Source organism: Cytobacillus sp. FSL R5-0377 (genome assembly GCF_038004385.1).
Lineage (GTDB): Bacteria > Bacillota > Bacilli > Bacillales > Cytobacillaceae > Cytobacillus.
In genome coordinates, this window is sequence record NZ_JBBORA010000001.1 from 1242882 (window position 1) to 1257025 (window position 14144).

At 39.7% G+C, this 14144-nt stretch carries 16 protein-coding genes; 8 read left to right on the forward strand and 8 right to left on the reverse strand.

Going from position 1 to position 14144, the window contains the following annotated elements; translation table 11 throughout:
- Nucleotides 1-33 precede the first annotated feature (33 nt).
- Nucleotides 34-1248 (reverse strand): ABC transporter permease, encoded by a 1215-nt coding sequence (locus NSQ49_RS06190; protein WP_159866069.1) that lies wholly within the window; start codon nt 1246-1248, stop codon nt 34-36.
- On the reverse strand, nt 1241-1981 hold the full coding sequence (locus NSQ49_RS06195) for an ABC transporter ATP-binding protein (RefSeq protein ID WP_159866066.1): 741 nt from the start codon (nt 1979-1981) through the stop codon (nt 1241-1243). The genes NSQ49_RS06190 and NSQ49_RS06195 overlap by 8 nt, the downstream gene beginning before the upstream one ends.
- Nucleotides 1982-2833: 852 nt before the next feature.
- Here NSQ49_RS06195 and NSQ49_RS06200 point away from each other — a divergent pair.
- The 3 genes from NSQ49_RS06200 (at nt 2834) to NSQ49_RS06210 (ending at nt 5167) form a co-directional block, all read left to right on the forward strand.
- Nucleotides 2834-3253: an HIT family protein gene (locus NSQ49_RS06200; RefSeq protein ID WP_159866063.1), complete on the forward strand. Its 420-nt coding sequence runs from the start codon at nt 2834-2836 to the stop codon at nt 3251-3253.
- 173 nt (nt 3254-3426) lie between these two features.
- Complete coding sequence (serC, locus tag NSQ49_RS06205; RefSeq protein ID WP_251284030.1) at nt 3427-4509, forward strand: 3-phosphoserine/phosphohydroxythreonine transaminase; 1083 nt, start codon at nt 3427-3429, stop codon at nt 4507-4509.
- A 130-nt stretch (nt 4510-4639) separates the two neighbouring features.
- Nucleotides 4640-5167, forward strand: coding sequence for a tryptophan transporter (locus NSQ49_RS06210; RefSeq protein ID WP_159866057.1), 528 nt, complete (start codon nt 4640-4642; stop codon nt 5165-5167).
- 47 nt (nt 5168-5214) lie between these two features.
- Here NSQ49_RS06210 and NSQ49_RS06215 read toward each other — a convergent pair whose 3' ends face one another.
- The gene (locus NSQ49_RS06215; protein ID WP_159866054.1) at nt 5215-5403 is read right to left on the reverse strand and encodes a hypothetical protein; all 189 of its coding nucleotides are present in this window, start codon (nt 5401-5403) and stop codon (nt 5215-5217) included.
- A gap of 189 nt (nt 5404-5592) precedes the next feature.
- Here NSQ49_RS06215 and NSQ49_RS06220 point away from each other — a divergent pair, with 189 nt between their 5' ends.
- The 4 genes from NSQ49_RS06220 to NSQ49_RS06235 all read left to right on the forward strand — a co-directional run bounded on the left by NSQ49_RS06220 (nt 5593) and on the right by NSQ49_RS06235 (nt 7920).
- Nucleotides 5593-5946 (forward strand): YtxH domain-containing protein, encoded by a 354-nt coding sequence (locus NSQ49_RS06220; RefSeq protein WP_159866051.1) that lies wholly within the window; start codon nt 5593-5595, stop codon nt 5944-5946.
- Nucleotides 5947-6235: 289 nt separating this feature from the next.
- Nucleotides 6236-6811, forward strand: coding sequence for an HTH-type transcriptional regulator Hpr (locus NSQ49_RS06225; protein ID WP_159866049.1), 576 nt, complete (start codon nt 6236-6238; stop codon nt 6809-6811).
- A 230-nt stretch (nt 6812-7041) separates the two neighbouring features.
- Nucleotides 7042-7590: a DUF3267 domain-containing protein gene (locus NSQ49_RS06230; RefSeq protein WP_159866046.1), complete on the forward strand. Its 549-nt coding sequence runs from the start codon at nt 7042-7044 to the stop codon at nt 7588-7590.
- A 150-nt stretch (nt 7591-7740) separates the two neighbouring features.
- Nucleotides 7741-7920: a hypothetical protein gene (locus NSQ49_RS06235; RefSeq protein WP_009331432.1), complete on the forward strand. Its 180-nt coding sequence runs from the start codon at nt 7741-7743 to the stop codon at nt 7918-7920.
- Between the two features lie 79 nt (nt 7921-7999).
- On the opposite strand, the gene NSQ49_RS06240 is transcribed toward NSQ49_RS06235, so the two are convergent.
- Nucleotides 8000-8092: a YjcZ family sporulation protein gene (locus NSQ49_RS06240; protein WP_251284031.1), complete on the reverse strand. Its 93-nt coding sequence runs from the start codon at nt 8090-8092 to the stop codon at nt 8000-8002.
- Nucleotides 8093-8156: 64 nt separating this feature from the next.
- Nucleotides 8157-8240 (reverse strand): YjcZ family sporulation protein, encoded by an 84-nt coding sequence (locus NSQ49_RS06245; RefSeq protein ID WP_064503397.1) that lies wholly within the window; start codon nt 8238-8240, stop codon nt 8157-8159.
- Between the two features lie 370 nt (nt 8241-8610).
- Between NSQ49_RS06245 and NSQ49_RS06250 the strand changes: the two genes are divergently transcribed.
- Complete coding sequence (locus NSQ49_RS06250; RefSeq protein ID WP_159866043.1) at nt 8611-9501, forward strand: peptidylprolyl isomerase; 891 nt, start codon at nt 8611-8613, stop codon at nt 9499-9501.
- Between the two features lie 51 nt (nt 9502-9552).
- Here NSQ49_RS06250 and NSQ49_RS06255 read toward each other — a convergent pair whose 3' ends face one another.
- From NSQ49_RS06255 to NSQ49_RS06265, 3 genes are all read right to left on the reverse strand, one after another.
- On the reverse strand, nt 9553-9738 hold the full coding sequence (locus NSQ49_RS06255; RefSeq protein WP_035326924.1) for a sporulation YhaL family protein: 186 nt from the start codon (nt 9736-9738) through the stop codon (nt 9553-9555).
- Nucleotides 9739-9963: 225 nt separating this feature from the next.
- A complete protein-coding gene (gene yhaM / locus NSQ49_RS06260) occupies nt 9964-10908 on the reverse strand; it encodes a 3'-5' exoribonuclease YhaM (protein ID WP_159866040.1) in 945 nt (314 codons plus the stop codon).
- 238 nt (nt 10909-11146) lie between these two features.
- Nucleotides 11147-14140 (reverse strand): ATP-binding protein, encoded by a 2994-nt coding sequence (locus tag NSQ49_RS06265; protein ID WP_251284032.1) that lies wholly within the window; start codon nt 14138-14140, stop codon nt 11147-11149.
- Between the last annotated feature and the right edge of the window lie 4 nt (nt 14141-14144).

Below are 14144 nucleotides of genomic sequence, written 5' to 3' on the forward strand. Positions count from 1 at the left end.
CGCATGAAAGACAGTAATGGTTTCAATTTACTCTCAGCTGCCTGCCAGCCGTTTCTGAATATAGAAATGAGTATATACGTATGCAAATAAAACTCCAGCGGCTAAAGCCAACAGAGAAGCCAGCCAACCGCCCTTTGCCATTACAGCCAGCGATAATATGAGTGCCTGCACATAAAGTATTCCTGTCAGCAGCTGCTTAAAAGACTTCTCCTTGATATCCGCTTTAACTGGATATAAATTCACCCACAGCTTATCCTGATAGTGATTCCATAACGGCACCAGCTGAAAGCCGGTCAAATACATGATCAGCGGAACAAGCACGATTTGTCCCATTCCGTATGAAATTAAATAAATGGCTCCAGCTCCAATTAGAGTTAAACGAATAAATAAACCAAAATAATCACCGGAACGGAGAAATGTACGGACATATAGGTTTTTAAAAGTTGCATCCTGCCTGAAAGGAATACCTGAAAGCAGCCAATCAAGCCACTTTCGTCTTTTTACGCGGTCCTTCAGCTTTGGAACATCTGTAAACATATTGGCCAGCCTGTAGAAGGACGTCATTCTTCTCTCTTCCTGCTCAATCAAATACTCCCACTTTAATCCTTTATTCCTGGATTTCATGCTGAAGAACAAATACAGCAGGATTAAGAGCACACCAGGCGCCAATATAAAGATAGTGGATGCGCCGCTGAAAAGGAAATATAAAAACACAGCATTTACAGCATAACGGACGCATGCATCCAATAGGTGCACGCTTGTTTCAATATAATATTGTATCTTCCAGCGAATCAGCAAATTGATTATCTTTAACGTCAAAAGGATCATCAGAAAGGGTAAAAATAATTTAAAATTGCCATCATTCACCGCTGCATATAAGGGAATAAAAACTCCCAGACCCAAAACAAGAAGATATGCATGCACAAAAAAGCTGACTAGCAATGACCGTATAAAATAACCGGAAAGCCTGTCTTCAAGCGGCAGCAGAAAAATTTTGTCTGCCTCAGAAAAGAAGGTATAAATCGGGCTGTATGTAACAATAAGAGCTAAGATAGCGGCCATAATCACGGCAGCAGGGAAATCATTGGGCAGGGTTTTTATCCACTCCTGATAATAAAAAGCGGCCGTTCCCAGAAGAAACAACATGACAATGACAATATGGCCATTAAAAATATAACGGAGATAGCGTGAAAGCTCTTTAAAGGTTCTCCCGAATCTTTCCTTCCATAATTGTTTTTCATTAAACATAATCTTCTTCCTTTGTCAGCTGGATATATAAATCATCTAGGGTTGCTCCCGGCATTGCAAATTGCTGCTGAAGCTCCGCTAAGGTCCCCTTCGCCCGTACTTTGCCCTCATGTAAGATTACAAAGCGATCACAATACCTTTCAGCTGTTGCAAGAATATGAGTGGACATAAGAATGCCGGCTCCGCTTTCTTTCATTTTTTTCATCAAATCAAGAAGTGACTGAATGCCAAGCGGGTCTAAACCTACAAATGGTTCATCGACTATGTATAATGACGGCTGCACCAAAAAAGCGCACATAATCATTACTTTCTGCTTCATCCCTTTAGAAAAGTGAGACGGAAACCATTTCAGTCTTTTTTCCATTCTGAATTCCTTCAGGAGTGTTTCCACTCTTGGTTTATACTCTGTTTCAGACATACCGTATGCCATGGCTGTAATACGCAGATGCTCTTCAAGTGTCAGTTCATCATACAAAATCGGGGTTTCCGGAACAAATGTGAATTGCTTGCGATACCCTTCCTTATCCTTAAGGAATTGCATACCATTGATTGTTATTTCGCCATCCTTCGGTTCCATTAAACCAATTACATGTTTGATGGTCGTACTTTTTCCGGCACCATTGAGGCCAATCAGACCAACGATTTCATTTTCTCCCACCTCAAAGGAGACATCCTTTAAGACCGGGTTCCTCGTATAGCCGCCGGTAACATTTTTAATTTCAAGCAGCGCCATTCTCAACGTCCTTCCTACTCTATATAAGTCCATTGTAAAAAAAGCCAAAGTAAATTGTCCAGTACGGGAAAAATTCCTGTATATAAATCACGATGCTGGACATTCTAATCTATGAAGGGGAAACAAATCATTTGAACATCATTCAGATGATCAAAACTTGAAATGAGGTGTCTGTCGCAGACAGTTTCCTTTCAGTATAAGCTTCCTAACGTTCCTAATAAGGGGATGGTTGCATTGCACAACCTGAAGATCTTAAACACTTGATCGCTTTACCCGAAAGTGGTCACTAAGTCATTTTTTAAATGAGGTGTTTGTTAAAGACTATCATCCATGCTTTATACGCCTATAAAAGCATATAAAGAAAATAAGGGGATGGTCCGATTGAACAAAGATCGATTTTCTCTAGATATGAACACAATTCATTCATAAATGAGGTGTTTGTTAAAGAGAATTTAACCTGAATCAGAAACGTTTTAATAGAAGCGACCCCTTCACAAGGCAGGATTCCAAGCGGATCCTGCCTTTTATTGTTGTTTTCGTTTAGCGATGGGATGCTCAAAGGAACGCGGGGCGGGCAGTGATGCCTGCTCGGAGCCACATCTGTCCCGCTATTCCCGCAGGACGTTGAATAAGCTTCCTCGAGTACACACCGCAAGAAAGTGCGAATGCATTTTCAAGGATCTCGCACATTCCGCTACAATCCCCCCAGTAAAATTAATACAAATAGCAGCAACCTCTGCGAAAACAGCCTTATTTTATAAATAAGACAATGCAAAATCCTCCTTTTGCTTTTTGGTTTTTTGGGGGATATGGTAGAATTGTGAAAAAGATATTTGGTTAGGAGCTGACATAATGAACGATTGTATCTTCTGTAAGATAATCAATGGCGAGATTCCTTCAGCCAAGGTTTATGAAAGCGAACATGTGATGGCATTTCTGGATATCAGCCAGGTCACAAAAGGTCATACACTTGTCATTCCGAAAGTACATAAAGAAAACTTATATGAAATGGATGCAGAAACTGCACGGAACTACTTCGAAGCCGTTCCGGAGATTGCAAGGGCGATCAAGGCCGAATTCGATCCAATTGGCTTAAATTTAATTAATAATAACGGTGAACACGCCGGACAGACCGTTTTCCATTTCCACTCCCACCTTATTCCCCGCTATGGTGAAGGCGATGGCTTAGGGGTTGTGTGGAAATCACATCAATCTGATTATTCAGCTTCAGATCTAAAGGATATCTCTGATGCCATAAAAAAGCACCTTTAACCTATTGTTCCTCCTGTTTCTGCAGGGGGAATTTTTATTTGCCTCATCATCTCAAATTTTTCAAAATGTTCATTTTTTTCTCTGTACAAATCAATAAATTTTGTTAACATATTAACTATCTTTATTTCTTCACAGCGTTATAGTAAATTGATTATTTATTTGGAGGGAGAAAAATGTACCGTGCTCTAAATTTTAATGCAGGTCCCGCTGCCCTGCCGGAAGAGGTATTAAAAGAAGCGGAAAAGAGTTTACTGAACTTCGCAAATACTGGAATGGGCATAATGGAGCTGAGCCATAGAAGCAAGGAATATCAGGAAGTACATGATCAGGCAATTTCAAGTTTAAGAAAATTACTGGCCATTCCGGATGATTATGAGGTGCTCTTTATCCAGGGCGGGGCAAGTCTCCAGTTTTCCATGGTGCCTATGAACCTGCTGGGAAAAGACCAGGCTGCCCATTATGTCCTTAGCGGTTCCTGGTCGGAGAAAGCTTTAAAAGAAGCAGATAAAATTGGCGAAACCGTCATTGCTGCCTCCAGCAAGGATCATAAATACAGCTTTATCCCTGAATACAGTCAAGAAGATATTCCGGACAATGCTGCCTATCTTCATATTACCAGCAACAATACAATATACGGCACACAATGGAAAAGCTTTCCTTCAAATAATAAAATACCGCTAGTAGCAGATATGTCCAGCGATATTCTAAGCCGTCCATTGAAAATTGAGCAATTTGATCTAATTTATGCCGGAGCCCAGAAAAACCTTGGCCCTTCCGGTGTAACAGTCGTCATTATTAGAAAAGAACTATTAAAAAGATCATCGGACTCGCTCCCTGTTATGCTGAATTACAATACTTTTGCCAATAATAACTCTTTATATAATACCCCTCCTACTCTCTCAATCTATTTGCTGTCGCTGGTACTCCAATGGGCAGAACAGATCGGTGGCCTTCAGCAGATTGAAATGTCCAATGAGAAGAAGTCTGGAATGCTTTATGAGATTATTGATGATAGTGAAGGTTTTTACATAGGGCATGCCCATAAAAGCAGCAGGTCCCATATGAATGTCACTTTTAACCTTCACAGCGAGGAACTCTCAAGGGAATTCCTGAAACAGGCAAAAGAAGCAGGATTTGTAGGGCTTGGGGGTCACCGTTCTATCGGAGGATGCCGGGCATCTATTTATAATGCTGTACCTGAGCATCATGTTGAAAAGCTGGCTGCATTTATGAAAGCTTTTAAAGATAAAAATTAAAAAAATTTAACACCTTTGAATTCAAATAATATATGTTATAATAGGTTAAAGTTTTTCGCTGCAGGCAACGAGTGCACTGCAGGAGAGACGGACAGAGCTTAGTCAGAGAATAGCAGAGGAGAGATGAGAATTGAATACAAAAAATTTAGTTGCCTTATCCCTATTGGTTGGGATGGGCGCAGTACTTCATGCCGTTGTTCCGGGGTTCTTTCTCGGAATGAAGCCCGACATGATGCTTACCATGATGTTTTTAGGCATCATGCTTTTTCCAGATACCAAGAGCGTTTTGCTTTTAGGATTAGTTACTGGCCTGATTTCTGGATTAACCACCACATTTCCCGGAGGATTAATCCCGAATATCATAGATAAGCCTGTTACTGCATTTACCTTTTTCGCCTTTTTTCTGATCTTAAAGAAATTCAGGAAGAATATCGTCAGTGCAGCTGTCTTAACAGCCGCAGGAACAATCGTATCCGGAATTGTATTCTTAACTTCAGCTTACTTAATTGTCGGATTGCCAGGACCTTTTACAGCTTTATTTGCAGCAGTTGTACTTCCTGCAGCTGCAGTTAACACGGCAGCAATGGTTATCCTGTATCCTGTAGCACAATCAATTGCAAATAGAACCAAGCTGACTCAACAGACAATCAGCCATTAAATTAGACAAAAGCCCGCTTATAAGCGGGCTTTTTATGTGGAAACTATTCAGAAACTGCCGACAATCAGACCGAGCAGGAACAAAAGCGCCCCTCCTGCTGCAAAAGCAGCTGCCCTTTTTTTCAGAACATATTTCGGAGGATAGACTCCGGGTTTCTTTATAGAAAGGAAAAAATGAATACCTCCTAAAAACAGCACCACACTTAATGCAAATATTCCAGCCGCCGCTCCGGACAACCTGCCTCCCCCTTTCGCAACATATACCTCTACTGAATTGTATGCCTGTATGCCAGGAGCTATGAGGATATGGTTTACCCTTACATGTTTTGTGATATAGATATGGGAAGAGCACTTTTCATTTTCAGCTTTAGAAAAACGAATATTGTAGTAAAATAGACATATAAATAAGACTTAGAGGTGATGGTAATGAAAGCCAAATCATTATTGCTTGGACTATTAGCTGGAAGCGCTGCAGCCGGCATATCCACCCTATTAACTGCACCTGCTTCAGGAAGGGATACCAGACAGCAGTTAAAAGAAAACACAATCCTTCTGAAAGAGCAGCTTTTAGAATTAAAATCCGAATTGATGGCAATAAAGGAGTCGGCTTCATTTGCTTCAAAGGAAGGCAAAACAGCCTTTAAAGCATTCTCAAATGACATTAAATATTCAATCAGTAATTGGAAAAACGAAATTCTTCCCCATCAGCACAGACTGCAGCGGGAATTGCAGGAAATTGAAGCAGCTCTGCACGAACTTGAAACAAATATAAATAAATAGCAAATAAACATTCCTTCTTTTTCTTTAGTTAAAAAGGAGGATTTTTTTATTTTTGGACGAAAACTAATATATTATTAAAATGCTTCAAATTTTTTTAAAACTTTATATTGGCTATTATGCCTTGACCTTAAGCCTTTTACAGGAATATTTAATTATATTTCTAAAAATTTTGTAAATTTATATCTTTATTAATTTTTGTTTTATTGGCATAATGATACTATAAACATAAAATGAACTTCCGGCTTTATAGCCAGAAATAATTAATTTTACAAAGTAGGTGAACTTTTGAATGTCGGATAAAGCAATTTCTATAAAGGAAGCAATGATTTTCAGCCAGCGAGTGGCACAGCTTAGTAAAGCCCTGTGGAAGTCTATAGAAAAAGATTGGCAGCAATGGATAAAACCCTACGATTTAAATATTAATGAACATCATATTTTATGGATTGCCTACCATTTGAACGGAGCATCGATTTCCGATGTTGCCAAGTTTGGTGTAATGCATGTTTCTACTGCATTCAATTTCTCCAAGAAGCTTGAAGAACGGGGTTTTCTCCAATTTTCTAAGAAAGAAAGCGATAAAAGAAATACTTATATTAAATTGACTGAGGATGGCGAAAAGGTATTATTAAGTCTAATGGAAACCTATTCACCGGAGAAAAACGCTGTGTTCTCTGGTGCAATGCCACTAAGAGAGCTTTATGGGAAATTTCCTGACATTATTGAAATTATGGCGATCGTCCGCAATATCTATGGTGACGATTTCATGGAGATCTTTGAAAAGTCCTTTGCAAACCTTGAGAGCCAATTTGATGAAGACGAGGGAAAATTAAAGAAAAAACAAGCAGCTGAAAAGGAACTTGTATAAATAAAGAAAGTTCCTCCCAATATAATGTAAACCCTTACAAAGCGAATCGCATACATTCGCTTTGTATTTATAAAAATAGTTGCTCACCATTTCACATAAGTTTCATTTTAATAAAGGGTTTTTCCGACAAAATCTGCTTGTTTTCCCTATTGATTTTTTTATATATTCATCGTAAAGTATCATAAGTGAGTTTGAAAGAATACTATTTTACTCCTTGTGGAGGTATTTTTATGATGAATTGCTGGAAGACGATTAACTTCACCAAGCAATATGGATCACAGAGACTTTTTATTTTGTCTTCCTTAACTATGCTGGCTACTTTCATATTTACATATGTTCCAGCAACATATGTGTTTATGCCAGGTTCCTTTTACGATAATCATTTCATTTTCTTTGCAGCGGGATTATGGCTGATGTATCCAGTTCATAAGCTGTTTCACTTTCTCCCGATTGCACACCTAGGTGTTATCGTTAAAAAACAGCTGATCATTAAATATGGCTTTATGCCCATTATATATATTAGAATAACGGAGCCAATTTCAAAACGGCTTTTCCTTACTGCCACTCTGGCCCCTATGTTCATAATAAACAGTCTGCTTCTGACTGCTTGCTTTGTTTTTCCTCATTATGTACATTATATTGTCATCCTGTTTGCTTTCCATGCAGGCCTGTCTTTTTCTGACATGATCTGCGCCAAAAACGTGCTTAATGCTCCAAATCACTCTTATGTGGAAGAAAATGAAGATGGATTTGAGATTTTACTTCGTTCAAACCATTAGCAAAAATTCCGGGTATCCTGGCAAAGGATACCTTTTACTTGCCGGACAGGCAATCTTAAATACTATCTTTTTTGTGTGAATTTTGTTATTGTAAATAACAGACAAAACAAGTTAGAGTAAACATATGACTGCCCAAGGAGGGAATCTTGGATGATCTCCATCTTTATTATTTTTGCCGTTTTTATTTTATTTTATATCAACAAGATGACAAATTCGCTTTGTCTCCAAAAAGAGATTCCTGAGGAACGGCAGCCCAAAGTATTCAGAACCATTAACATTCTTATCACCATATTGCTAATCTCTTCATTTGTAGAAATCTTGTATGCTTAGGTTATCCTGAGCGCTCTTACCATGAGCAAAAGCGGCGGAAATTTTCCGCCGCTTTTTATATATTGTGAAGGTTTTTATCTTAGTAAAGCCAAGATGCTCCTATGATGATCAGCAAAATGAATAATACGACAATTAGCGCAAAACCTCCGCCGTATCCGCTTTCTCCGGACATTTAGAATCCTCCTTTCGATTTGCGGCACAGAGCCCAGCAGACGGACTCTATGCCCAAACTAGGCTTACAGCCAAGCTGCGCCTACAATTATCAACAAGATAAACAATACAACGATTAACGCGAAACCTCCGCCGTATCCTGCACCCATGGATAACACCTCCCCTTCAGGCTGCTACCATATCCTATTCATTTGCCTTTGTCGTCGGATAGGCTAGTATCCCGGCTATCCAAACTTTTTTTAGGCTGATTGAAACCTCTCATCAGAGGGTTCCATGTATCATATGTACAATTGTCCTGAATGGGATGGGCGGATACCCAAATTTTTTAAAAAACACTGGTTTATGGACCAAGCATTACTTTCTTCTTTTGTTATTTTTTTCATTTATGGTATAGTAGAAAATGTGATAATTAAAGGTACTGTGTAGGCAAATGCTGGTTTTAAAAGTTTAAAAATTCAGCAGAAGACTGCATTCCAGCTCATCAGAGCAGAATTGAAAATTAATTTAGGAGTGTTCAACATGAAGAAATGGATGCTATCGCTCTCCATTGCAGCCGGAGTAATTGGATTAAGCGCATGCAGCAGCACCGGCGGCGAATCAGGAGATGTGGTTGTTGAAACAAAGAGCGGAAACATTACGAAGGACGAGCTTTATGAAGCAATGAAGGAAAAATACGGCGAACAGGCGCTACAGGAGCTCATTTATGAAAAAGTTCTTTCTGATAAATACAAAGTAACAGACAAGGAACTTAACGAAAAAATTGATGAACTAAAACAGCAGCTTGGCGCTAACTTTGAGATGGCGCTTATGCAATATGGCTATAAGGATGAAGAAGATTTAAGGGAAACCTTCAAAACAGGCCTGCTTCAGGAAAAAGCAGCCATTAAAGATATTAAGGTAACGGAAAAAGAAGTAAAAGAATACTACGATAACTACAAGCCGGAAATTAAAGCACGCCACATCCTGGTAGAGGATGAAAAAACGGCGAAAGAAGTAAAGAAAAAGCTCGATGAAGGCGGAAAGTTTGAAGATCTGGCCAAGGAATATTCTAAAGACCCTGGGTCTGCTGCAAATGGCGGAGATTTAGGCTGGTTCGGACCAGGTAATATGGTTCCTGAATTTGAAGAGGCAGCTTATGCTCTAGATGTGAATGAAATCAGCGCTCCTGTAAAATCAGAACATGGTTTCCATATCATTCAAGTAACTGAGAAAAAAGAGAAAAAGTCATTTGATGAAATGAAAAAGGAAATGGAATATCAAGTGAAAGTCTCCAAGCTTGATGGCGAGAAAATACAGCAGGCAATGGATCGTGAACTAGAGGCTGCCGATGTAGATATTAAAGATAAGGAACTTAAGGGAGTTCTTGATAAGCCTGAAGCTGAAGGTGAAGCTGGAACTGAAGAAAAATAATATAAAACGGGGCTCTATGCTGGAGCCCCATTTTAATGTGCTATAAAATCATCAGCCTGCTGATTGCTGAGCAGATTTCCTCTCCTCTTTTTCCCTTTCAAGACGCTTCATGTAAATTTCACCCTCGCGTTCAATGCTGTCATGCTCCACTTTTTTCTCTTCTCTTCCTGTCCTTACCGCCATATATGCGCTTATAACGATTCCGGCTGCCACAAAATATACCCAAATTGGAATCATCAATTTCCCCTCTTTCTTTTCATAATGGTTGTCCAATTACTATAAAATGTATGCTGGACCAGGAAAAATATGATAGACAGCCAATAAAATGAAACTTCAACCAACGGGGTTCTTTATCCCCCACTGATCCTCCTCTAATTTCTCTGAGTCTTGAAGTGGTGGTTTAACTGCCCGTTATACTGCAATAAAAAAGCCATCCTGTCCAATAAGGAAGGATGGCTTTTGTTATTTATGGAAACTAGGCTTATAAAATGAACGGTTTTCCAGAGCAAAAACCCTTTCTGAGAATTCTCCCGGTTTTACCCTTTCAAGCGCTCTATCAAGCATGTTCATTTTTGCATCAATATTATCAATATAATGTAGAATTTCTGCTTCCTTGATTAACGGCGGCTTCGGACTGCCCCATTCTGCTTTGCCGTGATGGGACAAGACCAGATGCTGAAGAATCATAATTTCTTCACCGCTGATTCCCAGTTCCTCAGCTGCCTTTCCTATTTCATTGATCATAATGGTTATATGTCCAAGCAAGTTTCCTTCTATTGTGTAGGATGTTGATATCGGTCCTGACAGCTCAGTTATTTTCCCTAAATCGTGCAAGATGACTCCAGCATACAGTAGGTCCTTATCCAGGCTTGGATACAAACCGGAAATCACTTTAGCCAAATCCAGCATGGATACAACATGATAAGCCAGGCCGGACACGAACTCATGATGATTCTTAGTAGCGGCCGGATATTCAAGAAAATCCTTTTGATGCTTCTTTAATAAGTGCCGAGTTATCCTTTGGATATTCGGATTTTTCATTTCAAATATATATTGAGTGATTTTACTCATCATTTCATCAGTACTTAAGGGTGCTGTTTCGAGAAAGTCTGCGAGCTTCACCGGATCAGTTGGAGATGCCGGCCGTATTTGGCGGATTCTTAACTGATTGCGTCCACGATAATTTAAAATATCCCCTGCCACTTTTACAATGGTTTCAGGACTGTAATTTTTGGCATCTTCTTCAGATACATCCCAAAGCTTTGCTTCAATCTCACCACTTTGGTCCTGGAAGATAAGGGTTAAGAATGGTTTTCCATTACTTGCAATCCCTTTAGCTGCACTTTTAATGAGCAGAAAAAGCTCGATTTGTTCTCCTACTTCATAATAAACAATTCCTTTTGACATACGCGCGCCGACGCTCCCTTCACGAGGTTGTTTAAACAGGGCAACAGAAATAAAAAAATCTTTTGCAGCCTCTTTAAACATGCAATTCTATTAACCTAGTATACCATACAGATACGACTCTCTCCTAAATATATCATGTCACTTGCCAGCCGCAAAAACCCATTCACATGTTAATGAATGGGTAATGTTCTATTCAGAAAAAACCGCAAGTCCTCTGTTATGTCTTTAAGAATACTAATTAGACTGATAGCTTTTCTTTTTTAACAGACTGTATCTGTTCTTCAGGAAAATACGGAAGAAGATGCTTATGACAGGTGAAAAATAAAATTTGCCGATTTGTCAGGCTCTTTAACAGATTAATCATTCTTTCCGTTCGGACATGATCAAAATTCACGAAGCTATCATCAATAATAATAGGGAATGGGTATTTGCCATATATCGTCATGGCGAGTGCAATCCTGAAGGATACATATATCTGCTCTGCAGTCGCCTGGCTTAGCTCTTTTGCTTCAAAAACTGCTCCTGTCCTGCTTTCTATCAGAAAACCGCTTCCTTCCTCTTTAGGAAAAATCCGTACATAACGGCCATTGGTTAAATATGAGAGATATTGCTCTGCCTTTTCCAGCATTTTGGGCAAACGCTCATTTTTAAAACTGTTAATCGTTCGATCCAAAATATCCTTGGCAGCCGCATATTTTGCCCATTCCTTTGCTTCTGCTTCAAACTCGGATTTCAGCAATGCGAACTTATGCAGGAGTTCAGCATATGTTCCTCCCTCTTCGAGAATTCCAATTTCATGATTTACTTCTGCAAGTTTGCTTTGCAGAACAGGAATACTTTCCTTCAGCTGAGCAGCATTTTCGCTAATGGCTTGGATCTCTGCTTCCGGTTTTGCCACACTGGAATATTTTCCGATTTCCTCCTGAGAAAAAGAGTAAAGATTTATTTGCCTGCGGACTTGTTTTAGCTGTTCTTCAAGTTCTGATAATTTCTGTGCTTGTACTGCTTTTTCCCGGTATTCCTCAGCTCCATCAGTGCCGGCGCTTGAGAACAGGCGGCTGCATTCTTTTTGATAGTGGCTAAGTTCAGCCAGCACTGTGCCGAGCTCAAGCTTTAACTCCTGAAGTTTGTTTTCTCTTTCACCCTGCTTAATCTGTTTTTCCGTTTCTTCCTTTAGCCTGTTTTTCAGCTGATAGACGATTTCCTGAACACTTCCCGGCTCGCCAACCAATAAAGCTTTTAGCTCTCGAAAAGTTTGCAGCTTTTCTTTAATTCCCTTTTCTGCTGCTTCCTTTCGTTCAAGGATATATTTCTTTTCTCTGTTAAGGACTTTCAGTTTTTCAATTAGACTAAATGCATCGCCTAAATAGTTTTTGGCGATTTCAGAAGGAAGTAACAGCTGCTTCCCCAGCTGCAGGAGCTCAGCTTCAAGATCGGCAGAGTCCTTTTCCCATTTTTCAAAAGAGTTAATGACCTTTTCGTATTTTTCATTCGCCTGTTCAAGATGAATCTGTAATTGGATAAGCTGATTTTGCCGTTCGCTGTCTTCCTTTAGCTGCGCCTCGAGGCTCTCAGCATGCTGAATGTCAGGATGCTTCAATTTGTCCAGCAGTGATTGTTCTTTTTTCCTCAGGGCTTTTATTTCATCTTCAATAAAGCTGTCCTGACCCTTAGGCTCTTTTTTATTGGCCATAGTAAAACAAAAGGCTGTGCCTATAACTCCTGCGCCTGCAATAACCCATAATTGACTAAAGATTCCCCAGCCGGCAAACGCTGCAAAAAGAATACCCAAAAACAGAAGCTGCCTTTTATCGCTATATGATTTTTGCTGGCTTTTTTCCTGTTCCTTTTTTTCTGCTTTAAGAAGGAATTGTAGCCTTTCCTGTGTATTCTGCAGTTCTTTTTCGATATGATCTTTATTTGCGGTGACGCTTAGTGTTTCTTTAATTGCTGCCCGCTCTTCTTCTGTAAGAAGCTGCTCCTTCAATTCGCCAATTTTCTGTTCCGTCTTCTCTAACACCGACTTTTCATCGTTAAACCTTTCGTCCAGCTCCATTTTCATTGCCTGAAGGTGGTTTCGCCGGAAATTTACTGTATTAATCTTTTCCTTCATAAAAACACTCGTATCAGCTTGTTCAAGCTGCTGTTCGTCAATATGAAGATGAAGTCTTTCCTGAAGGTTTAAAATTTCCTCTGTAATATTATCCAGCTTTATTAATAACTCTTTGTCTTCTTGCATTAATTTATCCAGCAGCGGCAGCCCCTCAACTGCTGAATTGATTTGCGGCTCATGCTTAAGAAGCAAATAATCAGGCTGACTTTTTGCGAGCTCTTGTTCCAGGATGCTTATTCTGGATTCCAGATTGGCTTTTCGCCCTTCCAGCGGCTTAATCAAGCTCTCCAGCTTCTCCAAAAGAGCAAGGCCATTTGCCGGAAAAGTCATGTCCGTAAATTTTTCCCGTTCTTTAATCAGCTCTTGCTCCTCTGCCAGTAATGGATTGAAATCCTTCCATTCTCTCAGACGGGATAACTCCTGCCGTTGCGCCTCCAGCTCATGCTGAATTCTCTTTAAATCATTCTCTATACTCTCTTTTTCTTGCAGCAATACCCAATAGTGCTCGTTATTCTTCTCAGCATTTTTCAAATCCCGATGCAGCTGCTTCATTTCTTTCAGCTTTATATTCATGGTAGGCTTTTTTCCGTTTGGCTTAAAGCGGCTTTCCAATTCCTTTTGAAGGATATTCTCAGCGGAAACGAGATGATCCGTACCCAGTGAGCCTGCCGAAAACAAATACCTTCCTAAATCTTCACCCTTCATTTGATTCACATTTTGCAGCCCATGAATATTAAAGGAGAAAATAGATTGATACAGATTTTTGTCTATATGGTTAAGAAGTTCACTTAAAAGTTCTTCTCCCCCCCTTGTTCCATCTTCAAGCAGGACATTCACATCCCCCGATGCTTTGCCTTTAACCCGCTCTATTACAGCCTTCCCTCTATCAGGAAAAACAGCGGTAAGCCTGCCTCCATATTTGGCTCCTTCTTTAGGCTCATACCTTAATTCCGATTGGGTCTTGGCCGGAAAGCCATAAAGAACACTATGGATAAAAGACATAATGGTAGATTTGCCTGCCTCATTTTCTCCGTAAATAACCTGCAAGGATTGAATATCGGATAGCATAAAGTCAGTAAGCTTTCCATAACCGTAGATATGTATGTCTGTGATTATCAAGGGG